This window comes from Enterobacter quasihormaechei (assembly GCF_004331385.1).
In the GTDB taxonomy this organism is placed as follows: Bacteria; Pseudomonadota; Gammaproteobacteria; order Enterobacterales; family Enterobacteriaceae; genus Enterobacter; species Enterobacter quasihormaechei.
In genome coordinates this window covers 58,452-83,972 of the sequence record NZ_SJON01000007.1, presented here as the reverse complement: position 1 = coordinate 83,972, position 25,521 = coordinate 58,452, and the positions used below count along the sequence as shown (strand labels likewise).

The following is a 25,521-nucleotide window of genomic DNA, read 5'->3' as shown; positions in this document are numbered from 1 at the left end:
ATTATGAAGACGTTGTTTTCTGGTCGTTCAGATATGCCTTTCGCCATGCTGCTGTTGGCCCCCAGCCTGATTTTGCTGGGGGGCCTGGTGGCCTGGCCAATGATTTCCAACATTGAAATCAGTTTTTTACGTTTACCGCTGAACCCGCGTATTGATGCGGCGTTCGTCGGCCTGGATAACTACATTCGCATTTTGGGCGATGCCGCGTTCTGGCACTCCCTGTGGATGACGTTCTGGTACACGGCGCTGGTAGTGATCGGCAGCACCGGGCTGGGGCTGGCCGTGGCGATCTTCTTTAACCGTGAATTCCGTATGCGGAAAACGGCGCGTTCGCTGGTGATTCTGTCCTACGTGACGCCGTCTATTTCCCTGGTGTTTGCCTGGAAATACATGTTCAACAACGGCTACGGGATTGTGAACTATCTGGGCGTTGACCTGCTGCATCTCTATGATCAGGCACCGTTATGGTTCGACAATCCGGGCAGCAGCTTTGTGCTGGTGGTGCTGTTCGCCATCTGGCGCTACTTCCCGTATGCCTTTATCTCGTTCCTCGCGATTTTGCAGACCATTGATAAATCACTGTACGAAGCGGCAGAGATGGATGGCGCCAACGCCTGGCAGCGTTTTCGCATCGTCACGCTGCCCGCCATCATGCCGGTGCTGGCTACGGTGGTTACGCTGCGAACCATCTGGATGTTCTACATGTTCGCGGATGTTTATCTGCTGACCACGAAGGTCGATATTCTGGGCGTGTATCTCTACAAAACGGCCTTCGCATTCAATGACCTTGGCAAAGCGGCTGCGATCTCCGTTGTGCTGTTTGTGATCATCTTCGCCGTCATTCTGCTGACCAGAAAAAGGGTAAACCTCAATGGCAACAAATAAACGCGTACTGGGCCGCATCGGTTTTTATCTGGGGCTGGCGGTATTTCTGATTATCACACTGTTTCCGTTTTTTGTGATGTTAATGACGTCGTTTAAAAGCGCGAAAGAGGCGATATCGCTGCATCCGACCATTCTGCCGCAGGAGTGGACGCTTCAGCATTACGTCGACATTTTTAACCCGCTGATTTTCCCGTTTGTGGATTACTTCCGTAACAGCATGGTGGTGTCGCTGACCTCCTCGGTCATTGCGGTGTTTCTCGGCACGCTGGGCGCTTATGCGTTGTCCAAACTGCGCTTTAAGGGGCGCACGACGATCAATGCGAGCTTTTACACCGTCTATATGTTCTCCGGGATCCTGCTGGTGGTGCCGCTATTCAAAATCATCACCGCGCTCGGCATTTATGACACCGAGCTGGCGCTGATCGTCACTATGGTGACTCAGACGTTGCCGACAGCGGTCTTTATGCTGCGCAGCTACTTCGACACCATCCCGGACGAAATTGAAGAAGCCGCCATGATGGACGGCCTGAACCGCCTGCAAATTATCTTCCGCATCACCGTGCCGCTGGCGATCTCTGGCCTGGTGTCGGTCTTTGTTTACTGCTTCATGGTGGCGTGGAATGACTATCTGTTCGCCTCCATTTTCCTGTCCAGCTCCAGCAACTTCACGTTGCCGGTTGGGCTGAACACGCTCTTCAGTACGCCAGATTACATCTGGGGCCGAATGATGGCGGCATCGCTGGTGACGGCGCTCCCGGTCGTCATTATGTATGCCCTGTCTGAACGTTTTATTAAAAGTGGTTTGACCGCCGGCGGCGTGAAGGGCTGAGGCGGCCGATTTTAACAAGGAGTGAGTCATGAAAAAATTAGTTGCGACAGCGCCCCGTGTAGCGGCGCTGGTGGAATACGAAGATCGTCCTGTTGCAGCGCATGAGGTGAAAATTCGTGCCCGTTATGGCGCGCCGAAGCACGGCACCGAAGTCGTGGATTTTCGTGCGGCAAGCCCGTTTATCGATGAAGAGTTCAACGCCGAGTGGCAGATGTTTACCCCACGTGAAGAAGGGGCAGCGCGCGGCATCGAATTTGGCAAATTTCAGCTGGGGAACATGATTGTCGGCGACATCATTGAGTGTGGTGCTGACGTGACGGAATACCAGATCGGCGACAGCGTCTGCTGCTACGGCCCATTGCAGGAGACGGTCATCGTCAACGCGGTGAACAACTATAAGCTGCGCAAAATGCCGCAAGGCGCGTCCTGGAAAAACGCCGTTTGCTACGATCCGGCGCAGTTCGCCATGAGCGGCGTGCGTGACGCAAACGTCCGCGTGGGGGATTTCGTTGTGGTTGTCGGGCTGGGCGCGATTGGCCAGATCGCCATTCAGCTGGCGAAAAAGGCCGGTGCGTCCGTGGTGATTGGTGTCGATCCTATCGAACATCGCTGTGACATCGCCCGCCGTCATGGTGCTGACCACTGCCTGAACCCAATCGGTACCGATGTCGGTCTTGAAATTAAGAAACTGACCGGCAAACAGGGTGCGGATGTGATCATCGAAACCAGCGGTTTTGCGGATGCGCTGCAATCTGCGCTGCGCGGGCTCGCCTACGGCGGCACGATCTCTTACGTGGCGTTCGCCAAACCGTTTGCGGCGGGCTTCAACCTGGGCCGCGAAGCACACTTCAACAACGCGAAGATTGTCTTCTCCCGCGCGTGCAGTGAACCGAACCCGGACTATCCGCGCTGGAGCCGCAAGCGCATTGAAGAGACCTGCTGGGAACTGCTGATGAACGGTTATCTCAACTGTGAAGATCTCATCGACCCGGTCGTCACTTTCGCCACCAGCCCGGACAGCTATATGAAGTATGTCGATCAGCATCCGGAACTGAGCATCAAAATGGGCGTCACTTTTTAAGCTAAGGACAGCAAATCATGAAGATCGCAACACAAAACCAGGCCTTTTTCCCGACCAACATCATGGAAAAATTCAACTACATCAAAGCGATGGGATTTGATGGCTATGAAATTGATGGCCGCCTGCTGGTGGAAAATCTCGATGAAGTGAAAGCCGCTATTAAAGCCACCGGCCTGCCGGTGACCACGGCGTGTGGCGGATACGACGGCTGGATCGGGGATTTCATCGAAGAACGCCGTCTGAACGGTTTACAGCAGATTGAACGCATTCTGGAAGCGCTGGAGGAAGTGGGCGGAAAGGGGATCATCGTGCCGGCGGCCTGGGGGATGTTTACCTTCCGTCTGCCGCCAATGACCTCGCCACGCAGCCTGGACGGTGACCGCAAAGCGGTTAGCGCCTCCCTGCGCTGGCTGGATGAGGTCGCCGCGCGTACCGGGACCACCGTCTACCTGGAGCCGCTGAACCGCTACCAGGATCATATGATCAATACCCTGGCCGACGCGCGTCGTTATATCGAAGAGAACGGCCTGAAGCACGTGCAGATCATCGGTGATTTCTATCATATGAACATTGAAGAAGACTCGCTGACGGATGCGCTGCATCAGAACCGCGATCTGCTGGGCCATGTGCACATTGCTGATAACCACCGCTATCAGCCGGGCAGCGGCAGCCTCGATTTCGCCAGCCTGTTCGATCGACTGCGTGCCGATAACTATCAGGGTTATGTAGTGTACGAATGCCGGGTTCGTGCCGACGATCCGGCCAAGGCCTATCAAGACTCACTCAATTACCTGCGTGAATGCTAAGGATGACGAGCGTGATGAGTGCTTCTACACCTTTGCCTCTGCGCGTCGCCATCATTGGCGCCGGGCAGGTTGCAGACAAAGTGCATGCCTCGTATTACGCCTCGCGCAGTGATGTTCAAATGGTGGCTGTCATGGACAGCCGCCCTGAACAGGCACAGGCGTTCGCGGAACGTTATGCTATTCCATCGGCATGGCAGGACGCTCACGAGATGTTGCAGACAGTAAGACCGGATGTGGTGAGCGTCTGTTCGCCTAACCGGTGCCATTTTGAACACGTCATGGCGGCCCTCGAAGCGGGTTGTCATGTGATGTGTGAAAAGCCGCCGGCGATGACGCCGGAACAGGCCGACCAGATGCGTATTGCGGCGCGTAAGGCTGGAAAAGTCCTCGCGTATGATTTTCATCATCGCTTTGCCCTGGATACCCAGCTGCTGCGTGATGCGGTGATGAACGGCACGCTCGGCGAAGTTTACTTTACCTCGGCGCAGGCGCTGCGCCGCTGCGGTGTACCGGGTTGGGGCGTATTTACCAACAAATCGCTCCAGGGCGGTGGACCGCTTATTGATATTGGCATTCATATGCTGGATGCCGCCATGTACGTCCTGGGTTTCCCGGCGGTGAAGCGGGTGACCGCGCACAGCTTCCAGAAGCTCGGAAACCAGAAACACAGCGGCCAGTTTGGCGAGTGGGATCCCGCGCAGTTTACCGTAGAAGATGCCCTGTTTGGCACGATCGAATTCTGCAACGGCGGCGTTCTGCGTCTGGATACCTCCTTTGCGCTTAACATCCGCGAGCAGTCCATCATGAACGTCTCTTTCTGCGGTGAAAAGGCGGGCGCAACGCTGTTCCCGGCGCATATCTATAACGACGAAGCCGGTATTTTGGAAACCCTTGCCCAGCGTGAAGAGGCGGACGATCGGCGCCATCTGCGCAGCATGGATGCCTTCGTGCGGCATGTGCTGGGTGAGCCTGTGATGATCGCTGACGCAGAGCAGGGACTGGTTATTCAACAGCTTGTCGCCGCGCTTTATGAATCCGCAGAAACAGGGGAAAGCGTGACATTATGCTGAACGTATCTGTATTAACCGATCCGGGATTTTGTCCTCACAGCCTGAATAAATATGCCTCAGTCATGACCTGCGGTAATGGCTACATGGGCATTCGCGCTGCGCATGAAGAAGATTACACCCTGCAAACCAGGGGCATGTATCTTGCCGGCCTTTATCATCGCGCGGGTCGCAACGAGACCACTGAACTGGTCAACCTGCCGGATATCACTGGTATTGATGTTGAGCTGGACGGCGTCAATTTCACCCTCCTTTCAGGGGAAATACTTGAGTGGCAGCGCGAGCTGGCCTTTGCAAACGGCGAACTGCATCGCAACGTTGTCTGGCGTTCACCCAACGGCAAACGCTATCGGCTGGAGAGTCGCCGTTTTGTGTCGCTGGACCAGCTGCCTTTAGTGGCTATGCAGCTCGCAATCACTCCCCTTGATGCTCCCGCGCAGGCCGTGCTGAAAACCGGTATTGATGCAACGCAAACGAACAGCGGCAGGCAGCATCTGGATGAAATCTCGGTCAGGGTCTTTGACCAGCATTACATGCAGGGCGTGTATGAAACGCAGGACCGGGCGTCTGAGATTGTGGTTTCGGCGTTTTGCAAGCTCTCGACGAAGAGCGACAGCTGCTTCACCGCTAAAAATCGTCGGCTCAGCGTGCATCATTCGCTGACGATTGCTCAGGGTGACACTGTCACGCTTGAGAAGATCGTCTGGGTGACACATCGCAGCGATAAAGCGCTATCGCAGGAAACTTTCGCGCGCAATGCGCTGGCCGATCTCAAAGTCTGTGCGGCAAGGGGCTACGAGGCGCTGCGTGAGAGCTCAGCGTATGCCTGGAAAGACGTCTGGCGCGACGCCCGTGTGGAAGTGACTTCCCCGGAGCAACAGGATCAGCTGGCGCTGGATTACGCCGTCTGGCACCTGACGACAATGACGCCTGCCCATGATGAGCGAAGCAGTATCGCCGCAAAAGGGCTGACGGGTGAGGGGTACAAGGGGCACGTCTTCTGGGATACCGAAATTTTCCTGCTGCCGTTCCATCTGTTTACCCGTCCAAAGATTGCCCGCAGCCTGCTGCGCTATCGCTGGCTTAATCTCTCAGGCGCCCGTGAAAAAGCGCGTCGTAACGGCTGGCCTGGCGCGCTGTTTCCGTGGGAAAGCGCCGCCAGCGGACAGGAAGAGACGCCTGAGTTCGCGGCAATTAACATTCGTACCGGGGTTCGCCAGAAGGTGGCTTCCGCACTCGCTGAACACCACATCGTGGCAGATATCGCCTGGGCCGTCGTCGCTTACTGGCAGGCGACGCATGATGATGCCTTTATGCGTCACGAAGGCCTGACGTTGCTGATGGAAACCGCTTCGTTCTGGATGGGACGCGCGACGGACGTCAATGGTCGTCTGGAGATCCATGACGTGATCGGACCGGACGAATACACCGAGCATGTCAACAACAACGCCTACACCAACTACCTGGCCTGGCACAACGTGGCCTGTGCGCGCCAGTTTATGGCGATGTTTGGGCGTGACGATGCGCGTTTTACGGAAAATGCCGAGACGTTTCTGGCGCGTTTGTGGTTACCGGAGGCCGATGCAGAGGGTGTGATCCCGCAGGATGATACCTTTATGACAAAACCGGCTATCGATCTGAGCCGTTACAAGGCCAAAGCGGGTAAACAGACCATTCTGCTCGATTACTCCCGCGCGGAAGTGAACGAGATGCAGATCCTGAAGCAGGCCGATGTCGTGATGCTTAACTACCTGCTGCCGGAACGGTTTACGCCGCAGCAATGTGCCGCCAATCTGACGTTCTACGAGCCGCGCACGATTCATGATTCGTCGCTGAGTAAAGCCATTCACGGCATTGTGCTCGCGCGCTGCGGTGACACCGAGGGGGCGTATGCCTTCTGGCGTGACGGTATCGCCATCGATCTGGGGGACGACCCGCACAGCAGCGATGACGGTATACATGCTGCGGCCACCGGTGCGATCTGGTTGGGTGCCATTCAGGGGTTTGCCGGGATGCACATTAGCGACGGGGAACTGCATCTTGCGCCGAAGCTGCCCGCTCACTGGCGGAAACTCGCCTTCCCGCTGCGGTGGCGGGATGCAACTATGCACATCACCTTTGAAGATGATCTGTTAACCATTGAAACTACCGCCCCCGTCACGTTGACGCTGTGGGGTCAAACGCTGAACGTATCGGGGCGGAAGGTATGTGCGCATCAGGACTTTCTTGCACCTGTTAATGGGACCGCTACCACGGAGGGGCGCCATGATGCTTAACGCTGTTGTATTCGATCTGGACGGGGTGATCACCGATACCGCGCATCTTCACTTTCTGGCCTGGCGTGCCGTGGCCCAGGAGATCGGGATCACCTTCGACGAAGTGTTTAACGAACAGCTGAAGGGGATAAGCCGCATGGATTCTCTTCAGCGCATCCTGAAGCACGGTGGGAAAGCGGGGATGTTCAGTGAAGAGCAGTGTCTGGCGCTTGCAGCCAGGAAAAACGCGCTCTATGTCCAGTCGCTGGCGTCTCTGACGCAGGATTCGCTGCTTCCGGGTATTCGCGAGGTGCTGGCGGATATTCGTGCTGCGAAGGTCAAAATTGGGCTGGCATCCGTATCGCTTAACGCCCCGGGGATTTTGCATGCGCTGGGTATTCATCAGGCCTTCGATTTTTGCGCCGATGCTTCCAGGATCCGCCGCTCAAAGCCGGACCCGGAGATCTTCCTCGCGGCATGTAAAGGTCTGAACGTGCGTCCTGAAGAGGCCATCGGTATAGAAGATGCCGCCGCGGGTGTGGATGCGATCAACGCCGCAGGAATGCTGTCGGTCGGGATTGGACCTGGCCTGGACCATGCGGGATTACAACTTCATTCAACGCAGGAACTGACCTGGGAACGCCTGACGGCGTTCTGGGCATCCCGGGCGTATTGATAAGGAATTTATAATGGCTCAACTGTCTCTGAAACACATTCAGAAAATCTATGATAACCAGGTCCACGTGGTTAAGGATTTCAATCTCGAAATTGAAGACAAAGAATTTATTGTCTTCGTCGGTCCATCGGGCTGTGGTAAATCCACTACGCTGCGAATGATTGCCGGCCTTGAGGAGATCAGCGCAGGTGAACTGATTATTGACGGGGTTTGCATGAATGATGTTCCCGCCAAATCCCGTGATATCGCGATGGTTTTCCAGAACTATGCGCTCTATCCGCATATGACGGTCTACGACAACATGGCGTTTGGCCTGAAGATGCAAAAAATTGCCCCCTCCATCATCGAAGAACGTGTTAGCTGGGCGGCCCAGATCCTGGGCTTACGCGACTATCTCCAGCGTAAGCCCGGCGCGTTGTCCGGCGGTCAGCGCCAGCGCGTGGCGTTAGGCAGGGCGATAGTGCGCGAAGCCGGGGTTTTCCTGATGGATGAACCGCTGTCAAACCTTGATGCCAAGCTTCGTGTGCAAATGCGCGCTGAAATCAGCAAGCTGCACCAGAAGCTCAATACCACCATGATTTACGTGACGCACGATCAGACGGAAGCCATGACGATGGCGACCCGCATCGTGATTTTAAAAGACGGCATCATCCAGCAGGTGGGCGCGCCGAAACAGGTCTACAACGAGCCCGCGAATATGTTCGTGGCAGGGTTCATTGGTTCACCTGCGATGAACTTTATTCGTGGCGCGATCGACGATCGCTATTTCGTGACGGAAACGCTGCGCCTGGAGATCCCGGAAGACAAGCTCGCCATACTGAATGCGCAGGGTTACCAGCGTAAAGCGGTCGTCTTTGGGATCCGTCCTGAAGACATTCTTACTCTACAGCGTAGCGGTGAAAACGTTACGGCGAAAATCAGCGTCGCGGAACTCACCGGGGCAGAATTTATGCTGTATGCCACCGTGGGTGGGCATGAACTGGTGGTCCGTGCGGGTGCAGCGGATGATTACGTCGCAGGAGATATTATCGGCATCCAGTTCGATATGAGTAAGTGCCATTTCTTCGATGCTGAAACTGAAGCAGCAATTAGATAAGAAAGGTGTTCGCCGGAAATGAAAATTTCCGGTTTTTTTGTGAGTTAATTATAAAGGAATATTTTAATGAGTACTCTACTAAGAAGTGCTGCGCTCGTTCTGTGCGCAGGGGTTAGCTGCGCGCAAGCAACAGAAACAGCAAAACACTGGGAGTTTAATATTGGTGCCATGTATGAAATTGAAAACGTCGAAGGGCAGGGTGACGATAAAGATGGATTATATGAACCTTCCGTGTGGTTTAACGCCACGTATGATGCGTGGACCATTTCACTGGCTATGTATCAGGAAGGCCCGGTTGATTACAGCAGCATGACGCGCGGCACCTATTTCGATCGCCCTGAATTCGAATTACGGTATCGCTTCATTGGCACCGATGATTTTACGCTGGGTCTTACGGGCGGTTTCCGTAATTATGGATATCATTTTAAAGATGAACACGGTGCGAAAGACGGCAGTGCTAATATGCAGCGCTACAAAATTCAGCCAGACTGGGATCTGAAATTAACCGATGACTGGCGTTTTAGCGGTTGGTTTGCCATGTACCAGTTTGCGAATGACCTGGGAAAAACCGGTTATTCTGACAGCCGTGTTGAAACGGAAACCGGTTTTACCTGGACAATAAACGAAACCGTCTCTGCAAAAGTTAACTACTATTTAGAGCGTGGTTTCAATATGGACAGTTCACGTAATAACGGTGAATTCTCCACCCAGGAAATTCGTGCCTACCTGCCTGTTTCATTAGGCCAGACAACGCTTACGCCTTACACCCGTCTGGGGCTCGATCGCTGGTCAAACTGGGACTGGCAGGACGATCCAACCCGTGAAGGGCATGACTTCAACCGACTGGGGCTGCTCTACGCTTACGACTTTGCGAATGGACTTTCCATGACGCTGGAGTATGCCTACGAATGGGAAAATCATGACGAAGGTGACAGCGACCGCTTCCACTATGCGGGTGTCGGCGTGAATTACGCGTTCTGATGACGTGATACCAGGGGCGTTTGCCCCTGGTTTTTAGCGTAACGAAGCCGCATCTGTAAAGTGGGTTTCAACCAACACCTTATGCGGCGCAGGTTTACTTGCAATGCACTTGAATAAAAGAGTGCAGCTCTCTTCGCCCAGCTTTCTCGTTGGGATATCAAAGCCGCCGGGTGCAGGGGTCAAGATGAGAGACAGCATCGGATCGCTGTATCCTGCCATGGCAACCTGCTCCGGGATCGTCAGATTTAGCGCATCCGCGGCACGATAAAGACTCAGCAATTTCATGCTGTCAGTTGCAAAAACCGCATCGGGCGGGTTGGCTGAGGAGAGGAGCTGGCTGGCCGCCTTAAGCGCGCTTTCGTGGGTATATCCGCCATCGATAACCCAGGCCGGGTTAATATCGATGCCGTGTTTCTCAAGGCTGAACTTATAACCCGCCAGGCGATCGATAGAAACGTGATAATCGAGCGGGGCATGCAGGCAGGCAATTTTGGTGCGGCCATGCTTGATAAACGAGTCTGTTAATATGGCGCTGTCGCGGAAATTATCCGTATCGACAGAATAGATATTCTGGTAATTCCCTTCCACTTTACCAATAACAACCACGGGCACACCGTATTCATCCAGCGTCGAGAAAAAAGACTCGTTCGCCGGCGAGCTTAGCATGATGATCCCTTTGATCATCTTCTGCTTTATTTTACCCACGCATTTTTGCAGATCGTCTTCACTGCTTTTGGACGTTTGTAAAATAACATCAAAACCTTCCTCTTCTGCTTTTGCCGTTATGGCATGCAATACATCAGAGAAAAAGGGATTTCCAGCAGTGGTTTTGGTTGAGCGGGTCGAAATAACCATAATGGCGTCGAAGCCAGAAGAGGTGAGTGCGCGGGCAAGTTTATTAGGCTGGTAATTTAATTCATCTATCGCCTTCAACACCTTTTCACGCGCTTCAGGAGAAATATTCGTTTGCTTATTCAGAACGCGTGACACGGTTGATTTCGAAACGCCAGCAACGCGGGCAATATCATAGATGGTGGGTGACATACACCTTACTCACTCCAGACGGACAGCAATTGCGCCCATCTTACTGGAGAGAAAACGGCAATAGCAATAATTAAGAATTGATAATCAACGATCTGCCCCAATTTACTGTATTCTGAAGTGACTCTTTTCAGGGTTCCAGGCAATGAAGGACGGCGATGAAGCGACTTAAAAACGAATTCAGTTCTCTGGTGAACCGTGGCGTTGATCGCCACCTGCGTCTTGCCGTGACGGGGCTGAGCCGCAGCGGTAAGACGGCATTCATTACGGCGATGGTCAATCAGCTGATGAACCTGCATGCGGGAGCGCGGCTGCCGCTGCTAAGCGCGGTGCGTGAGGAGCGGCTGTTGGGCGTGAAACGCGTACCGCAACGTGATTTTGGCATCCCCCGTTTCACCTATGATGAAGGTCTGGCGCAGTTGTACGGGGAGCCTCCCGCCTGGCCCACCCCGACGCGTGGCGTGAGCGAAATTCGCCTTGCGCTTCGTTTTCGCTCGAATGAATCCCTGATGCGTCACTTCAAAGAAACGTCCACGCTGTATCTCGAAATTGTGGATTATCCGGGTGAATGGCTGCTTGATTTACCGATGCTGGCGCAGGATTACCTGAGCTGGTCCCGACAGATGACCGGCCTGTTGCAGGGGCAGCGGGCAGAGTGGTCGACCAAATGGCGCCAGCTTTGCGAAGGGCTGGATCCGCTGGCGCCGGCGGATGAAAATCGGCTGGCCGTCATAGCCGAAGCCTGGACGGATTACCTGCACCAGTGCAAACAGGAGGGGCTTCATTTTATCCAGCCGGGCCGTTTTGTTCTGGCGGGTGATTTAGCCGGTGCCCCCGCGCTCCAGTTTTTCCCGTGGCCGGACGTTGACAGCATCGACGAATCGAAGCTGGCGCAGGCGGACAAGACCACCAACGCCGGTATGCTCCGCGAGCGATACAACTACTACTGTGAAAAGGTGGTTAAGGGCTTTTATAAAAATCACTTTTTGCGCTTTGACCGCCAGATCGTGCTGGTGGACTGCCTGCAACCGCTCAACAGCGGGCCGCAGGCGTTCAATGATATGCGGCTGGCGCTGACGCAGCTGATGCAGAGTTTCCATTACGGACAGCGCACCCTGTTTCGCCGTTTGTTCTCTCCGGTCATCGATAAGCTGTTGTTTGCCGCCACAAAAGCCGACCACGTGACGGTCGATCAGCACGCCAATATGGTCTCCCTGCTGCAACAGCTGGTGCAGGATGCCTGGCAGAATGCGGCTTTCGAAGGGATCGGCATGGATTGTCTGGGGCTGGCGTCCGTACAGGCTACGCAAAGCGGTTTGATTGACGTTAACGGCGAGAAAATTCCGGCCCTTCGGGGCAACCGCCTCAGCGACGGGGAGCCGCTCACGGTCTATCCAGGGGAAGTTCCCGCGCGTCTGCCGGGCCAGGCCTTCTGGCAAAGCCAGGGGTTTCAGTTCGAAGCCTTCCGTCCGCAGAGGATGAACGTTGACCAGCCACTGCCGCACATCCGTCTGGATGCGGCGCTGGAGTTTTTGATTGGAGATAAATTGCGATGACGGAACCGTTGAAACCACGCATTGATTTTACCGGTCAGCTTGATCAGACCCCGCATGAAGCGTTCAAAACGGCGCAAACCTTCAGCGGCCCGCAGGCCGACAACTTTGCTCCCGTGCTGACAGAGGAACCGCTGGTTGAAGAGGGGCAGGCGGAAGCGGTCGTTGACGCGGCACTGCGCCCGAAACGCAGCCTGTGGCGCAAGATGGTCACCGCCGGGCTGGCCCTTTTTGGCGCGAGCGTAATCGGGCAGGGCGTGCAGTGGGGCATCAATGCCTGGCAAACCCAGGATTGGGTGGCGTTGGGTGGCTGTGCCGCCGGAGTGTTGATCGTTGGTGCGGGCGTAGGCTCAGTCGTCACCGAGTGGCGTCGCCTATGGCGTCTGCGTCAGCGCGCGCACGAACGCGAAGAAGCGCGGGATTTGCTGCACAGCCACGGTACGGGAAAAGGGCGTGCATTTTGTGAAAAGCTGGCAGCTCAGGCCGGGATAGATCACTCTCATCCGGCGCTACAGCGCTGGTATGCGGCGATCCACGAAACCCAGAATGATCAGGAGGTGGTCACGCTGTATGCCCATATTGTCCAGCCTGTACTGGATGCGCAGGCTCGCCGTGAGATCAGCCGTTCGGCGGCGGAATCCACGCTGATGATCGCCGTTAGCCCGCTGGCGATGGTGGACATGGCCTTTATCGCCTGGCGCAACCTGCGCCTGATTAACCGCATCGCCAGGCTGTACGGCATTGAGCTTGGCTATTACAGCCGTCTGCGCCTGTTCAAACTGGTGTTGCTGAATATCGCCTTTGCCGGGGCCAGCGAACTGGTGCGCGAGGTCGGAATGGACTGGATGTCGCAGGATCTCGCGGCGCGTCTCTCCGCGCGGGCGGCGCAGGGGATCGGTGCCGGTCTGCTGACAGCACGCTTAGGCATTAAAGCGATGGAGGTCTGTCGTCCGCTTCCCTGGATCGACGGCGACAAGCCGCGATTGGGCGATTTCCGCCGCGAGCTGGTAGGTCAGCTTAAAGAGACGCTCAGTAAAAAACCTGTGCAGTGAGGATTTGTTTACTAATCGTGCGGGCTGTCAATATTTGTTGACAGCCACCTTCCCGAACACCGTGATCTGACATATCATTTTACTGTTAATGGCTTAAACGGTGAATTTCCCATGCGTCTGGAAGTCTTTTGTGAGGACCGTCTCGGTCTGACCCGCGAGTTACTCGATCTTCTTGTTTTACGTAGCATTGATTTACGTGGCATTGAGATCGACCCTGTCGGGCGAATTTACCTCAACTTTGCCGAAATTGAATTTAATACCTTCAGTAGCCTGATGGCGGAAATCCGCCGTATCGCTGGCGTTACGGATGTTCGCACCATCCCCTGGATGCCGTCCGAGCGAGAACATCTCGCGCTGAGCGCGCTGCTGGAAGCGATGCCGGAGCCGTTTCTGTCTCTCGATCTGAAAAATAAAGTCGAGCGCGTTAACCAGGCCAGCTGCCAGCTGTTTGCGCAGAGCCAGGAAAAGCTCATCGGTCACCACGCTACGCAGCTGATCCCGGGGTTTAATTTCCAGCGCTGGCTGGACAGCAGCCCGCAAAATACCCATAGCGAGCACGTCGTCATTAACGGACAGAATTTCCTGATGGAGATCACGCCGGTCTACCTGAAAGGCGAAAATGCTGCGCGGGTGCTGACCGGCGCAGTGATCATGCTGCGCTCCACGGTGCGCATGGGCCGCCAGTTGCAAAATCTGTCCAGCCAGGACGTTGGCGCTTTCAGCCAGATTATTGCGGTAAGCCCGAAGATGCGTCACGTGATCGACCAGGCGCGCAAGCTGGCTAATCTGACCGCGCCGCTGCTGATTACCGGTGATACCGGCACGGGGAAAGATCTGCTGGCGCATGCTGTGCACATGGCCAGCCCGCGCGCGGCAAAACCGTATCTGGCGCTGAACTGTGCATCGATTCCGGAAGATGCGGTGGAAAGCGAGCTGTTCGGGCATGCGCCGGAAGGTAAAAAAGGCTTCTTTGAACAGGCAAACGGCGGTTCGGTGCTGCTGGACGAGATTGGCGAAATGTCGCCCCGCATGCAGGCGAAGCTGCTGCGCTTTCTGAATGACGGCACGTTCCGTCGCGTGGGGGAAGATCATGAAGTGCACGTGGATGTGCGCGTCATCTGCGCCACCCAGAAAAACCTGGTGGAGCTGGTGCAGAAAGGGGTATTCCGCGAAGATCTCTACTATCGTCTGAACGTTCTGACGCTCAATATTCCGCCGCTGCGCGATTGCCCGCAGGACATCATGCCGTTGACGGAGCTGTTCGTCGCCCGTTTTGCCGACGAGCAGGGCGTGCCGCGTCCGAAGCTTTCTGCCGACCTCGGCACCGTGCTGACGCGTTACGGCTGGCCGGGCAATATTCGTCAGCTAAAAAATGCGGTTTATCGCGCATTAACTCAGCTTGAAGGGTATGAACTGCGTCCTCAGGATATTTTGTTGCCGGATTACGATGCCGGGACGGTATTGGTAGGCGAAGAGGCAATGGAGGGCTCGCTGGACGACATCACCAGTCGTTTCGAGCGTTCGGTGTTAACGCAGCTCTATCGTAGCTATCCGAGCACGCGCAAGCTGGCGAAACGTCTTGGGGTCTCACATACCGCGATTGCGAATAAGCTGCGTGAATATGGGTTGAATCAGAAGAAGGGTGACGAATAAACAAAAAAGCCTCTTTGCAGAGGCTTTTTTACGTTTAGGCTTTAAGTGCCTCAAGTGCAGCGGTGTAATCCGGTTCGGTGGTGATTTCGTTAACCAGCTCGCTGAAAACAACGTTGTCGTTTTCGTCGATGACCAGCACCGCACGTGCAGCCAGACCTTTCAGCGCGCCTTCTGAAATGGCAACGCCGTATTGCTCCAGGAAATCCGGGCTACGCAGAGTGGAAAGGGTGATGACGTTGCTCAGGCCTTCAGCGCCGCAGAAGCGGGACTGGGCAAACGGCAGGTCAGCAGAAATGCACAGCACCACGGTGTTGTCCATTTCGGTCGCCAGCTGGTTGAATTTACGCACGGATGCCGCGCAAACGCCCGTATCGATGCTTGGGAAAATGTTCAGGACTTTACGTTTGCCAGCAAACTGGCTCAGCGTGACGTCAGACAGATCTTTAGCCACCAGAGTAAAAGGCTGTGCTTTGCTGCCAGACTGAGGGATGGAACCTGCAACAGCTACCGGGTTGCCCTGGAAATGAACGAGTTGTGACATAGATATCTTCCTGTTTACAAATAGTTAACGTCGTAGCTAGTGTATGTCATCCGCAGTTAGCACGGCAAACCAATTTTATGCCTTACCGGCCTGCAAGGAGTCAGTGATGAGAAGCGTTAAGGTCTATGAAGAAGCCTGGCCATTGCACACCCCGTTTGTGATCTCGCGCGGCAGCCGTAATGAGGCCTGCGTGGTGGTGGTTGAATGTGAAGAGGATGGCGTAAAGGGCGTCGGGGAATGTACCCCTTATCCTCGCTACGGAGAAAGCCTGGCCTCAGTCATGGCGCAAATTATGACGGTGGTGCCCGACTTGCAGGCGGGCCTGACGCGTGAGGTCCTTCAGCAGCGGTTGCCGGCCGGCGCGGCACGCAATGCGATTGACTGCGCGCTCTGGAGTCTGGAAGCGGCGAAGCAACACAAACCGCTGCCTTCACTGCTGGACGTTACGCTGCCGCAATCGATCGTCACCGCGCAAACGGTCGTCATCGGTGAACCCGAGCAAATGGCGGCCAGCGCTCAGGCGTTATATGCCACCGGTGCAACCTTATTAAAGGTGAAGCTCGACGATCGTCTGATTAGCGAACGCATGGTCGCCATTCGGGCGGCGGTACCAGATGCCATCCTGATAGTCGACGCGAACGAGTCATGGCACAGCGAAGGGCTGGCGGCCCGCTGTCAGCTGCTTGCCGATCTGGGCGTTGCCATGCTGGAGCAACCTCTCCCGGCAGACGACGACGCCGCGCTGGCGAATTTTATTCATCCGCTTCCCGTCTGTGCAGATGAAAGCTGTCATACACGTGAAAGTCTGTCAGATCTCAAAGGCCGCTACGAGATGGTGAACATCAAACTGGATAAAACAGGGGGGTTAACCGAGGCCCTGGCGCTGGCAAAGCATGCGCAGGCGCAAGGCTTTACCCTGATGCTGGGCTGTATGTTGTGCACGTCCAGAGCGATCGGCGCTGCACTCCCGCTGGTGAACAGCGTGCGTTTTGCCGATCTGGATGGCCCAACCTGGCTGGCGGTTGACGTTTCACCCGCCCTGAGTTTTACCTCTGGCGTTCTTCATCTTTGAGGCTGCCAGCGCAGAAAATCTGTCATCGCTTTGAGGTATTTTTCACTCGCTTCATCCGAGGAGATCGGCGGAAATTCTGCGGTGATACAGTGCAGGCCGAGATCGGCGCACCAGCTTCCAAACGACCCGGGAGTTTCATAGCCGACGCTGGTTACCAGCGGAAGAGCAAACGCATCCGCCAGCCACTGCCCGAGCGCCGTATGACGAGGATCTTCAATACAGGCGAGGGGATCGTGGAAAGAGACTACCCAGGCCGGGTGGATCTTATGAATAAGCTGGCACAACGCCTGAGTCTCGGGCTCGGAACCCGGTTTGTCGCCCGTGAGCAGGACCACATCGCGTTCCTGCGCCGAACTGTTCCAGCGATACACCGTTTCACCCGCGCGCCAGTTTGCTGCCGGAAAATTCCTGTTAAGGTCAACGCCTCGTGCATTTGCCCGTAATCCAAGCTGGCAACCGTCCGGGTTGACGGTCAAAATCACATGATGTCGTCGTAAATCGGGGGCCAGCGTACGTAGCGCGCATGAAAGCGTCACGATGGACGAGTTTTCATCGCCATGCGTGCCCGCAATGATTAAGCCGCTGGTACGATCGGGCTCAGGTGCGGGAAACCAGATCAGTGGAGCGCCTAAAAATGAGCGGCCATAATGTTCAGTCCCGGGCGGGAAGGCGCCGCGTTGCGTTCTTGGTCGGGTGGTTGCCATAGTAAACCCTGATGATGAAGTCGCTTATGGCAGTGTTGTGCAAAACCCGCGCTTAATCAAATAGTTTCCGTCTGGATGGAAAATTGCCTGACATCAACTTTCCAGAGGAAGCATTTGCATTTCTCCGTGTCGAAACAAATAATTACGCATCTGCCTGTTACCTGACATCATTAAGGGGATCGTATGAAGCATCCTGTTTCGCTTCTTTGTACTGCGCTGTGGCTGTGCGGGCTTTCTTCACTTTCATATGCCGCGGAGGTTCCCAAAGGAACGGTTCTGGCGCAAAAGCAGGAGCTGGTTCGACACATTAAAGATGAACCCGCTTCGCTCGATCCGGCAAAAGCGGTGGGTTTACCCGAGATACAGGTGATCCGCGACCTTTATGAAGGGCTGGTGAATCAGAACGAAAAAGGGGAGTTGGTTCCCGGCGTGGCGACGCGATGGCAGAGCAATGATAACCGTGTCTGGACGTTCACGTTGCGGGATAACGCTAAGTGGTCTGACGGTAGCCCGGTGACGGCACAAGATTTTGTCTACAGCTGGCGTCGCCTGGTTGATCCCAAAACGACGTCACCTTTCGCCTGGTTTGCAGCGCTCGCAGGCATTAACAATGCGCAGGCCATTATTGATGGAAAAGCTGCTCCGGATACGCTTGGCGTGACGGCAGTTGATGCTAAAACGCTGCGCGTGCAGCTGGACAAACCGCTGCCATGGTTCAGCAACCTCACGGCGAACTTTGCGTTCTATCCGGTTCAAAAGGCAAACGTGGAAAGCGGTAAAGAATGGACGCGCCCTGGCGCGCTCATCGGCAACGGTGCATATATGCTGAAAGACCGCGTGGTGAATGAAAAGCTGGTGGTTGAGCCGAACACTCACTACTGGGATAACGCCAATACGGTGATAAAAAAAGTCACATTCGTGCCGATCAACCAGGAGTCCTCAGCGACCAAACGCTACCTGGCGGGCGACATTGATATCACGGAATCATTTCCCAAAAACATGTACCAGAAGCTGCTAAAGGATATTCCGGGGCAGGTATATACTCCGCCACAGCTTGGTACCTATTACTACGCGTTTAACACGCAAAAAGGCCCAACCGCAGATGCGCGCGTGCGTCTGGCGCTCAGCATGACTATCGATCGGCGCATTATGGCGGAAAAAGTTCTGGGAACCGGTGAGAAACCGGCCTGGCATTTCACTCCTGATGTCACTGCGGGTTTTACGCCGGAAACCTCGCCATTTGAGCAGATGTCACAGCAGGAGCTAAATGCTCAGGCAAAAACGTTATTGCAGGCGGCAGGCTATGGCCCCCAGCGCCCGCTGAAATTAACGCTGCTGTACAACACGTCTGAAAACCACCAGAAAATCGCAATTGCCGTCGCATCTATGTGGAAGAAAAATCTGGGCGTTGACGTTAAGTTGCAGAATCAGGAGTGGAAGACCTACATCGACAGCCGCAATACCGGGAATTTTGACGTGATCCGTGCGTCGTGGGTAGGGGACTACAATGAGCCGTCGACATTCCTGTCGCTGCTGACCTCCTCACACACCGGCAATATCTCCCGGTTCAACGATCCTGCTTACGATAAGATTCTTCACCAGGCGACGCTTGAAACGACTGAAAAAGCGCGTAATGCAGACTACAACATGGCCGAGAAGATCCTCACCGAGAAAGCACCGATTGCCCCTATTTATCAGTACACCAATGGTCGTCTCATTAAGCCCTGGGTTAAAGGGTATCCGATAAATAACCCAGAGGATGTTGCGTACAGTCGTACAATGTATATTGAAAAGCATTAAAACCAGGTAAGGCGCTTAAGTGGCTAAGGCAAATAGTCGTACATCGCTTAAGCGCCTGAACGCAGGGTTAATGCTATTTACAGGCGAGTTATTACCAAAAATCCTTCCATAAAAAGTGGCATTCATTCTTTTGATGAATGCTTCCAGCGAAATTACTCTTCCGGTTTATCGAAAAGCGCGTAACCATTAATTCATTATCTGTATAACAGCATGATTTCTGCTATTTAAAACCTGATTTCGTCCGGTATAGGACTTTTCCATATTCAGCAGGTTTATTGGATAAGATGATATTAGGTTGCGCTTCTGCGGCTGATGTTTAGAATCGCTTTGATAAAAATCAATTACTCAGCGACAGGGGGCAATGAATTCAATATTCTCTATTAACGCAGGCATTCCTGCTGGTTTATTGTGAATAAATGGTTAATACTTTCTACGTGCCATGTATGTCTGGTATTTATAAATACTAATGGTTAGTGGAAAATTCTTAAGAAAAGTCCAAATGTAGATCTTTGATCTGATTAGTTGATCTAGAATGGCCTTTTGTTCTAATATGGGTTTGTAAAGAACCGTCACTCACTTAACATTATTTCTTTTGAAGAAAGGGACTGCTATGGCCGATTCGTTCCAGAATGAGGTGCCCAAGGCACGCATAAATTTAAAGCTGGCGCTGCATACAGGTGGCGCGCAGAAGAAAGTTGAACTGCCGCTTAAACTCCTTACCGTCGGTGATTTCAGTAATGGAAAAGAGAATCGTCCATTATCCGAAAGGGAGAAAATCAACGTCAATAAAAATAACTTCAACAGTGTACTTTCGGAATTTAACCCGGGAGTTAATCTGACGGTTCCTAACACAATGGCAGGGGATGGTTCTGAAGAAAGTATAAAACTTAACTTCTCCGATATTAAGGATTTCGAACCTGAACAGGTGGCCCGCCAGATCCCTCAGCTCCGTGCCATGCTGGCTATGCGTAATTTATTACGCGATCTCAAATCCAATCTTCTTGATAACGCTACTTTCAGAAAAGAACTCGAGAAAATTCTTAAAGACCCAGCGCTGTCTCAGGAATTACGCGACGAAATGAGTGCACTGGCCCCGAAATAAGCGGCATGTGTAATTTAATGGATTAACCGGGAATATGCTGATGTCTGTGAATACTGAAACCGCCTCCGCGCAGGGGCAGACCACCGTACTGGAAAAAGAGGGCGTTTACGCCTCCCTGTTTGAAAAAATCAACCTCACTCCGGCCTCCAGCCTGGGTGATATCAATGCGTTTCTGGATGATGCCGCGCTTTCTGACACTCCGGCGGGTGAACGCCTGACGGCGGCGATGCAGGTATTTATGGACTGCATCCGCAAATCCGGTCAGCCCGTGGATAAGCTCGACAAGACGCTGATTGACCACCATATCGCCGAGCTGGATTTTCAGATTAGCCGTCAGCTGGATGCCGTAATGCATCATCAGGAGTTCCAGAAAGTGGAATCCCTGTGGCGCGGCCTGAAGCAGCTGGTGGACAGCACCGACTACCGCCAGAATGTGAAAACCGAGATTCTGGACGTCTCCAAGGACGACCTGCGCCAGGATTTTGAGGATGCACCGGAACTGATCCAGAGCGGCCTCTACTGGCACACTTATACCGCCGAATACGACACCCCGGGCGGCGAGCCGATTGGTTCAGTCATTTCATCCTATGAATTTGACGCCAGCCCGCAGGATGTGGCGCTGCTGCGCAACATCTCTAAAGTGTCTGCTGCCGCACACATGCCGTTTATTGGCTCTGTCGGCCCGAAATTCTTCCTGAAAGATTCTATGGAAGAGGTTGCTGCGATTAAGGATATCGGCAACTACTTCGACCGCGCTGAATACATCAAGTGGAAATCCTTCCGCGACACTGACGACGCCCGCTATATCGGCCTGGTGATGCCGCGCGTGCTGGGGCGTTTGCCGTATGGCCCTGATACCGTGCCTGTTCGCAGCTTCAACTACGTTGAGCAAGTGAAAGGCCCGGATCACGAGAAATACCTGTGGACCAGCGCGTCGTTCTCCTTTGCCTCTAATATGGTGAAGAGCTTCATCAATAACGGCTGGTGCGTGCAAATCCGCGGCCCGCAGGCGGGCGGAGCGGTGAAAGATCTGCCGATCCACCTGTACGACCTCGGTACCGGTAACCAGGTGAAGATACCGTCCGAAGTGATGATCCCGGAGACTCGCGAATTTGAGTTCGCCAATCTTGGCTTTATCCCACTGTCGTACTACAAAAACCGCGATTACGCCTGCTTCTTCTCGGCCAACTCCGCTCAGAAACCGGCGCTGTACGACACCGCAGATGCGACGGCCAATAGCCGCATCAATGCCCGTCTGCCTTACATCTTCCTGCTGTCGCGTATTGCGCACTACCTGAAGCTGATTCAGCGCGAGAACATCGGCACCACCAAGGACCGCCGTCTGCTGGAGCTGGAGCTGAATACCTGGGTGCGTAGTCTAGTGACTGAAATGACCGATCCGGGCGATGAGTTGCAGGCTTCGCATCCGCTGCGTGACGCGAAGGTGGTGGTGGAAGATATCGAAGACAACCCGGGCTTCTTCCGCGTGAAGCTGTATGCGGTTCCGCATTTCCAGGTGGAAGGGATGGACGTGAACCTGTCTCTGGTAAGCCAGATGCCGAAAGCGAAAGCGTAACGTAAGGCAGGAAGCATGAAAACGGAACAACCGTTATGGGGCAGGGGCCAGATGGTCTCTCCCCAGCACTTCCAGCAACAGGCCGCCTATGCGGCCTGGTCTGCGGAATGTATCGCCCGGCTGGGTCTCACCCATCCCTGGGGGGTAATTAATGCCACTTTCGAATCGGATATTCTCAAGCTGGGTCGTTTGCAGGCCCGTCATCTGCACATCCGGTTTCCTGACGGGACATTAATCGATACGGATAATGCTGACGACCTTCCCCCGGTGCTGGCGTTGGAGAGTGAATCACAGGATGTGGTAGTGGTATTGGCCCTTCCGCTGCTACGCGCGAATGGTGGCAACTGCCTTAAGCCCGATGAGGTCGCAGGGCGTCCTGTTCGCTATCGTCAGCGCTGGCAGGATGTCCGCAACCTTTTTGGAGATGACACTCGCCAGATTGCGGTAATGCGGCCAGAACTGACGTTGCGTTTCGCTCATCAAAACAACAGCGATTACCTGACCTGTCCGGTCGCTCACCTACAGCGGGATTCACAGGGAAACTGGGCACTTGATGAGACGTACCTTCCACCACTTTTGGCGCTGCTGGGCAGCCGCTGGTTGGTGACTCAGCTGGAGCAACTGTTGACGCAACTGCGCGCTCGTCTGGGCCGTCTGATGGACATGCGCCGGGAAAGTAATGAGCGTATGGCGGATTTTGCCGTAGCCGATGTCTCCCTGTTCTGGTTGCTTAATGCCCTTAACAGTGCTGAGCCTGTGCTGGGGCAGTTTCAGCGCAATCCACAAAGCCCGCCTGAGCGTCTGTATCCAGAGTTGGCTCGGCTTGCAGGAAGCCTACTGACCTTCTCGCTGGAGCATCAGGTCAGCGCGATCCCAGTATGGCAACATGAGCAACTAAATAACGTCTTCCCGCCGCTCTTTGATTTATTAGGTGACCTGCTCGAAGCTAGCCTGCCATCGCGTGTGGTAGCTATTGAACTAGAGCATGATGCCCGGCTTCACTTCTGGCAGGCTCGTCTGCACGATCCGCGTTTGCGCGAAGAAGCTGATTATTACCTCTCCGTGCGTTCACCGTTGCCGGTGGCACAATTGCAGGAGCAATTCCCGCGGCAGTGCAAGGTCGGCAGCCCCGATCATGTCAGGAGTATCGTCAACTCATCGCGGGTAGGTGTTCCTCTGACGCCGCTGCGTCATGTGCCGGCAGCCATCCCACTGCGTCTGGAAAATCAGTATTTCAGCCTTGATGTCTCTCATCCCCTGGCCATAGAAATGTTCCAGAGCGGAACCTGTATGTTTTACGTTCCTGGAATGCTTGCCGAGCCTGAACTTGAACTCTTTGCGGTACTGAGAACATGAGTGATCGTAAACGCGCTAATGCCGCGTTCATTGATATTGATGCTCTACTCCAGGACACCTGGCTACAGGTGATAAGCCTGCGTCACGGCCCGACATTCCAGGAAGGGGAAGGGCGAATCCTTTGGGAGCGTTGTATTGCTGATGTGGAACGTGTGCAACGTGAACTGAAAGCGAGAGAGCTCGATGAAGCCAGCTGCCAGCATATTCTCACGGCACAATGCGCGCTACTCGATGAGGCGGTCAAAGGTCGCGGTGTGGAGGATGACGCCTGTATACAGTGGTATGACATTCCCCTGCAAGGGTACTTCCTCGGCACTATGGATGCTGGTGACACGCTGTGCGACCGGATGCGTGATGTGCTGCGTGAACCGGCGCCAGACCACGCTGTCGTGACCTGTTTCCAGCGGGTCATGATGCTGGGTTTTCTCGGCAGTTACCGTTCACCGAATGACCCGGAGCGCCAGAAACTTGTCAGCGTCCTCAGCGAATATGTCACGCCGTTCAGCTATCCACAGTCCCACCCCGTACTTGCGGAGAGCCATACCGGGCGGGGAATTATGGGCGGCTGGCTGGCGTCATGGCCCGTACGTATTGGTCTGAGCGTGATGGTGGTCGTTGCACTCTGGTGGGGGCTGGATCGCTGGCTGGATCAGATGCTGCTGACCCTGTTGCCGGAGGCCGTGAAATGAGTCCTGCACAACAGCGCTGGCTTGCGTTGTGGGCCGTCCTGCTGAGTTCTGTGGTCTGCCTGGGTTTTCTGCCGGTATCCTGGCTGGTTTCTGTGCTCATTCTGCTGGCGGTAGTGGGGCTTATACTGGTGTTCTGGACTGTCGCCAGTCGCCGTGAACAGCATGATTCCACCCTGCGTCTGGAGGATCTGCCTGACGCCACTTACCGTCAGCCCGTGGTGCTGGTTTGTGGTGATCTGCCGCTAGCCTGGCCGCAACCGTCACCGGTACTCACTGTCACGCAGGGATGCTGGATCCGCGTGGAAGATTATCAGGATCTGGTGCAGGCTGCCCGTCAGATACTGTGGTTACGTCCTGACTGGGGTCGTCAGCTGTCGTTGATGGTCAGCGTCTGCCCCCAGCAGCACCCCGACAGCGAAGCCCTGACCAGTCGGCTGCTGACCCTGCGCTGGGAAATCAGCCGGTTGCGTAAAGAAACCGGTCATTCTATACCGCTGGTGCTGAATGGTCAGGTCGGCAGCGCGATGACGAATGACATACTCTGGCAGGCTGCTTTACCGGGAGAAGGCGTGAGGGTTTGGCGTGAATCTTCAGCCCCAGCTTCTATTGCTGCATGGGTTACTACCGGCGGAACGCCTGCGGTGCAGCAGCAGGTGCTGATGAACAGTCTGATGAACTGGTTCCAGCAGCACGTAGAGGCTGTATTTATAGATGAAAACCCCGATATTCCTGTGATTGCACCTGTTGCGATGCTTTGGGGAATGGGGCCGATCCTCGCCGGAAGCCTGGCCACATCGGCCTGGACAACGTGGCTTTCCCATCACACAGCGATGCAGCAGGTGTCTGGCTGGCAGCCGGTGGGAACGAACAGTACGGTTATCTCCCTGTACCCGGATTTTATCCTGCCATTACTGTCGGAAGGGCGGGGTCTGACACCGCGTGAGCGTACCTGGCGCTGCGCGCTCGGGATTTTCACGCTGGCGACTATCGCTGCGCTGCTCAGCAGTGGCTTGAATAATCGCCAGCTAATGCATCACGTGAGTTTCGATATTATCCGTTACGACCGCATTTCTATGGACGACTACGGTCCGAAAGCCGACGCCGTTGCGGTACTGCGCGAGGATGCGGCTTTACTGGACGACCATGCACGTAACGGCGTACCGGCCCGGCTGAGCCTGGGACTTTATCAAGGCGGGCGTCTGCGCATGCCCGTGCTGGATGCGATCCGCTCGTATGTGCCCCCACCTCCGCCGCCTGAACCGAAGCTCAAACCGATACCGAAAATTGTGCGGCTCGACAGCATGTCGCTGTTCGATTCCGGCAAATTTGAGCTCAAAACGGGCTCCATCCGAATGCTGGTAAATTCACTGGTTGGCATCAAAGCGAAGCCGGGCTGGCTGATTGTCGTGTCCGGGCATACCGATAACACCGGTAATCCACAACTGAACCAAACGCTGTCCCTGAAGCGTGCTGAAGCGGTGCGCGACTGGATGCGTGACACCGGCGATGTGCCGGAAAGCTGTTTTGCGGTGCAGGGCTATGGTGAAAGCCGTCCTGTCGCCACCAACGACACCCCGGAAGGGCGTGCGCTCAACCGCCGTGTCGAAATCAGTCTGGTGCCGCAGGCGAATGCCTGCCAGGCACCGGGCACTACCCATGCGTCATCGCAGGATGATGACGCTGATAATAATGTAACGGAGTAATTA

Annotated in this window: 22 protein-coding genes; 19 read left to right on the top strand and 3 right to left on the bottom strand. The window is 54.8% G+C overall.

What is annotated here, in order from left to right:
- Positions 1-3 precede the first annotated feature (3 nt).
- The 9 genes from E0L16_RS11385 to E0L16_RS11345 all read left to right on the top strand — a co-directional run bounded on the left by E0L16_RS11385 (position 4) and on the right by E0L16_RS11345 (position 9,676).
- Complete coding sequence (locus E0L16_RS11385; RefSeq protein WP_102750156.1) at positions 4-885, top strand: carbohydrate ABC transporter permease; 882 nt, start codon at positions 4-6, stop codon at positions 883-885.
- On the top strand, positions 872-1,714 hold the full coding sequence (locus tag E0L16_RS11380) for a carbohydrate ABC transporter permease (RefSeq protein WP_063866579.1): 843 nt from the start codon (positions 872-874) through the stop codon (positions 1,712-1,714). The genes E0L16_RS11385 and E0L16_RS11380 overlap by 14 nt, the downstream gene beginning before the upstream one ends.
- A 28-nt stretch (positions 1,715-1,742) precedes the next feature.
- Positions 1,743-2,795: a D-guloside 3-dehydrogenase gene (gene ycjQ, locus E0L16_RS11375; RefSeq protein ID WP_063866580.1), complete on the top strand. Its 1,053-nt coding sequence runs from the start codon at positions 1,743-1,745 to the stop codon at positions 2,793-2,795.
- Positions 2,796-2,812: 17 nt separating this feature from the next.
- Entirely contained in the window at positions 2,813-3,601 is a 789-nt protein-coding gene (gene ycjR, locus E0L16_RS11370; RefSeq protein ID WP_131636964.1) for a 3-dehydro-D-guloside 4-epimerase, read from the top strand.
- An 11-nt stretch (positions 3,602-3,612) separates the two neighbouring features.
- Positions 3,613-4,671: a D-glucoside 3-dehydrogenase gene (gene ycjS / locus E0L16_RS11365; protein ID WP_131636963.1), complete on the top strand. Its 1,059-nt coding sequence runs from the start codon at positions 3,613-3,615 to the stop codon at positions 4,669-4,671.
- The gene (locus E0L16_RS11360) at positions 4,665-6,944 is read left to right on the top strand and encodes a glycoside hydrolase family 65 protein (RefSeq protein ID WP_131636962.1); all 2,280 of its coding nucleotides are present in this window, start codon (positions 4,665-4,667) and stop codon (positions 6,942-6,944) included. Before ycjS ends, E0L16_RS11360 begins: the two co-directional genes overlap by 7 nt.
- Entirely contained in the window at positions 6,934-7,599 is a 666-nt protein-coding gene (pgmB, locus tag E0L16_RS11355; RefSeq protein WP_131636961.1) for a beta-phosphoglucomutase, read from the top strand. The genes E0L16_RS11360 and pgmB overlap by 11 nt, the downstream gene beginning before the upstream one ends.
- A 13-nt stretch (positions 7,600-7,612) precedes the next feature.
- Positions 7,613-8,695 (top strand): ABC transporter ATP-binding protein, encoded by a 1,083-nt coding sequence (locus E0L16_RS11350; protein ID WP_063866585.1) that lies wholly within the window; start codon positions 7,613-7,615, stop codon positions 8,693-8,695.
- A gap of 66 nt (positions 8,696-8,761) precedes the next feature.
- The gene (locus E0L16_RS11345; RefSeq protein ID WP_063866586.1) at positions 8,762-9,676 is read left to right on the top strand and encodes an OmpG family monomeric porin; all 915 of its coding nucleotides are present in this window, start codon (positions 8,762-8,764) and stop codon (positions 9,674-9,676) included.
- Positions 9,677-9,709: 33 nt separating this feature from the next.
- Here E0L16_RS11345 and E0L16_RS11340 read toward each other — a convergent pair whose 3' ends face one another.
- Positions 9,710-10,720 carry a LacI family DNA-binding transcriptional regulator gene (locus tag E0L16_RS11340; protein ID WP_131636960.1) on the bottom strand — a complete coding sequence of 337 codons (1,011 nt, stop codon included), beginning with the start codon at positions 10,718-10,720 and terminating at the stop codon, positions 9,710-9,712.
- 155 nt (positions 10,721-10,875) lie between these two features.
- Here E0L16_RS11340 and E0L16_RS11335 point away from each other — a divergent pair, with 155 nt between their 5' ends.
- The 3 genes from E0L16_RS11335 (at position 10,876) to tyrR (ending at position 14,975) form a co-directional block, all read left to right on the top strand.
- On the top strand, positions 10,876-12,273 hold the full coding sequence (locus E0L16_RS11335; RefSeq protein WP_131636959.1) for a YcjX family GTP-binding protein: 1,398 nt from the start codon (positions 10,876-10,878) through the stop codon (positions 12,271-12,273).
- Positions 12,270-13,322, top strand: coding sequence for a YcjF family protein (locus tag E0L16_RS11330; RefSeq protein ID WP_131636958.1), 1,053 nt, complete (start codon positions 12,270-12,272; stop codon positions 13,320-13,322). The genes E0L16_RS11335 and E0L16_RS11330 overlap by 4 nt, the downstream gene beginning before the upstream one ends.
- Before the next feature lie 111 nt (positions 13,323-13,433).
- Positions 13,434-14,975 (top strand): transcriptional regulator TyrR, encoded by a 1,542-nt coding sequence (gene tyrR / locus E0L16_RS11325; RefSeq protein WP_131636957.1) that lies wholly within the window; start codon positions 13,434-13,436, stop codon positions 14,973-14,975.
- Positions 14,976-15,009: 34 nt separating this feature from the next.
- On the opposite strand, the gene tpx is transcribed toward tyrR, so the two are convergent.
- Entirely contained in the window at positions 15,010-15,516 is a 507-nt protein-coding gene (gene tpx, locus E0L16_RS11320) for a thiol peroxidase (protein ID WP_063452311.1), read from the bottom strand.
- A 106-nt stretch (positions 15,517-15,622) separates the two neighbouring features.
- Here tpx and ycjG point away from each other — a divergent pair, with 106 nt between their 5' ends.
- Positions 15,623-16,588, top strand: coding sequence for an L-Ala-D/L-Glu epimerase (ycjG, locus tag E0L16_RS11315; protein WP_131636956.1), 966 nt, complete (start codon positions 15,623-15,625; stop codon positions 16,586-16,588).
- Here the strand turns inward: ycjG and mpaA are convergent.
- On the bottom strand, positions 16,579-17,292 hold the full coding sequence (gene mpaA / locus E0L16_RS11310; protein ID WP_131636955.1) for a murein tripeptide amidase MpaA: 714 nt from the start codon (positions 17,290-17,292) through the stop codon (positions 16,579-16,581). The genes ycjG and mpaA overlap by 10 nt on opposite strands.
- A 183-nt stretch (positions 17,293-17,475) precedes the next feature.
- Here mpaA and E0L16_RS11305 point away from each other — a divergent pair, with 183 nt between their 5' ends.
- From E0L16_RS11305 to E0L16_RS11280, 6 genes are all read left to right on the top strand, one after another.
- Entirely contained in the window at positions 17,476-19,092 is a 1,617-nt protein-coding gene (locus tag E0L16_RS11305; protein ID WP_131636954.1) for a peptide ABC transporter substrate-binding protein, read from the top strand.
- Between the two features lie 610 nt (positions 19,093-19,702).
- Positions 19,703-20,194, top strand: a complete 492-nt coding sequence (tssB, locus tag E0L16_RS11300) for a type VI secretion system contractile sheath small subunit (RefSeq protein WP_063452315.1) — start codon at positions 19,703-19,705, stop codon at positions 20,192-20,194.
- 40 nt (positions 20,195-20,234) lie between these two features.
- Complete coding sequence (tssC, locus tag E0L16_RS11295; RefSeq protein WP_131636953.1) at positions 20,235-21,770, top strand: type VI secretion system contractile sheath large subunit; 1,536 nt, start codon at positions 20,235-20,237, stop codon at positions 21,768-21,770.
- A gap of 15 nt (positions 21,771-21,785) precedes the next feature.
- Complete coding sequence (gene tssK, locus E0L16_RS11290) at positions 21,786-23,126, top strand: type VI secretion system baseplate subunit TssK (RefSeq protein WP_131636952.1); 1,341 nt, start codon at positions 21,786-21,788, stop codon at positions 23,124-23,126.
- Entirely contained in the window at positions 23,123-23,815 is a 693-nt protein-coding gene (tssL, locus tag E0L16_RS11285) for a type VI secretion system protein TssL, short form (RefSeq protein ID WP_131636951.1), read from the top strand. Before tssK ends, tssL begins: the two co-directional genes overlap by 4 nt.
- A complete protein-coding gene (locus E0L16_RS11280; protein WP_131636950.1) occupies positions 23,812-25,518 on the top strand; it encodes an OmpA family protein in 1,707 nt (568 codons plus the stop codon). Before tssL ends, E0L16_RS11280 begins: the two co-directional genes overlap by 4 nt.
- The last annotated feature ends 3 nt before the right edge of the window (positions 25,519-25,521 follow it).

Bases quoted from the DNA above. Each gene is read 5' to 3' on its own strand.
- E0L16_RS11385 (WP_102750156.1), top strand. From the start codon at position 4: ATGAAGACGTTGTTTTCTGGTCGTTCAGATATGCCTTTCGCCATGCTG.
- E0L16_RS11380 (WP_063866579.1), top strand. From the start codon at position 872: ATGGCAACAAATAAACGCGTACTGGGCCGCATCGGTTTTTATCTGGGG.
- ycjQ (WP_063866580.1), top strand. From the start codon at position 1,743: ATGAAAAAATTAGTTGCGACAGCGCCCCGTGTAGCGGCGCTGGTGGAA.
- ycjR (WP_131636964.1), top strand. From the start codon at position 2,813: ATGAAGATCGCAACACAAAACCAGGCCTTTTTCCCGACCAACATCATG.
- E0L16_RS11360 (WP_131636962.1), top strand. From the start codon at position 4,665: ATGCTGAACGTATCTGTATTAACCGATCCGGGATTTTGTCCTCACAGC.
- pgmB (WP_131636961.1), top strand. From the start codon at position 6,934: ATGATGCTTAACGCTGTTGTATTCGATCTGGACGGGGTGATCACCGAT.
- E0L16_RS11350 (WP_063866585.1), top strand. From the start codon at position 7,613: ATGGCTCAACTGTCTCTGAAACACATTCAGAAAATCTATGATAACCAG.
- E0L16_RS11345 (WP_063866586.1), top strand. From the start codon at position 8,762: ATGAGTACTCTACTAAGAAGTGCTGCGCTCGTTCTGTGCGCAGGGGTT.
- E0L16_RS11340 (WP_131636960.1), bottom strand. From the start codon at position 10,720: ATGTCACCCACCATCTATGATATTGCCCGCGTTGCTGGCGTTTCGAAA.
- E0L16_RS11335 (WP_131636959.1), top strand. From the start codon at position 10,876: ATGAAGCGACTTAAAAACGAATTCAGTTCTCTGGTGAACCGTGGCGTT.
- E0L16_RS11330 (WP_131636958.1), top strand. From the start codon at position 12,270: ATGACGGAACCGTTGAAACCACGCATTGATTTTACCGGTCAGCTTGAT.
- tyrR (WP_131636957.1), top strand. From the start codon at position 13,434: ATGCGTCTGGAAGTCTTTTGTGAGGACCGTCTCGGTCTGACCCGCGAG.
- tpx (WP_063452311.1), bottom strand. From the start codon at position 15,516: ATGTCACAACTCGTTCATTTCCAGGGCAACCCGGTAGCTGTTGCAGGT.
- ycjG (WP_131636956.1), top strand. From the start codon at position 15,623: ATGAGAAGCGTTAAGGTCTATGAAGAAGCCTGGCCATTGCACACCCCG.
- mpaA (WP_131636955.1), bottom strand. From the start codon at position 17,292: ATGGCAACCACCCGACCAAGAACGCAACGCGGCGCCTTCCCGCCCGGG.
- E0L16_RS11305 (WP_131636954.1), top strand. From the start codon at position 17,476: ATGAAGCATCCTGTTTCGCTTCTTTGTACTGCGCTGTGGCTGTGCGGG.
- tssB (WP_063452315.1), top strand. From the start codon at position 19,703: ATGGCCGATTCGTTCCAGAATGAGGTGCCCAAGGCACGCATAAATTTA.
- tssC (WP_131636953.1), top strand. From the start codon at position 20,235: ATGTCTGTGAATACTGAAACCGCCTCCGCGCAGGGGCAGACCACCGTA.
- tssK (WP_131636952.1), top strand. From the start codon at position 21,786: ATGAAAACGGAACAACCGTTATGGGGCAGGGGCCAGATGGTCTCTCCC.
- tssL (WP_131636951.1), top strand. From the start codon at position 23,123: ATGAGTGATCGTAAACGCGCTAATGCCGCGTTCATTGATATTGATGCT.
- E0L16_RS11280 (WP_131636950.1), top strand. From the start codon at position 23,812: ATGAGTCCTGCACAACAGCGCTGGCTTGCGTTGTGGGCCGTCCTGCTG.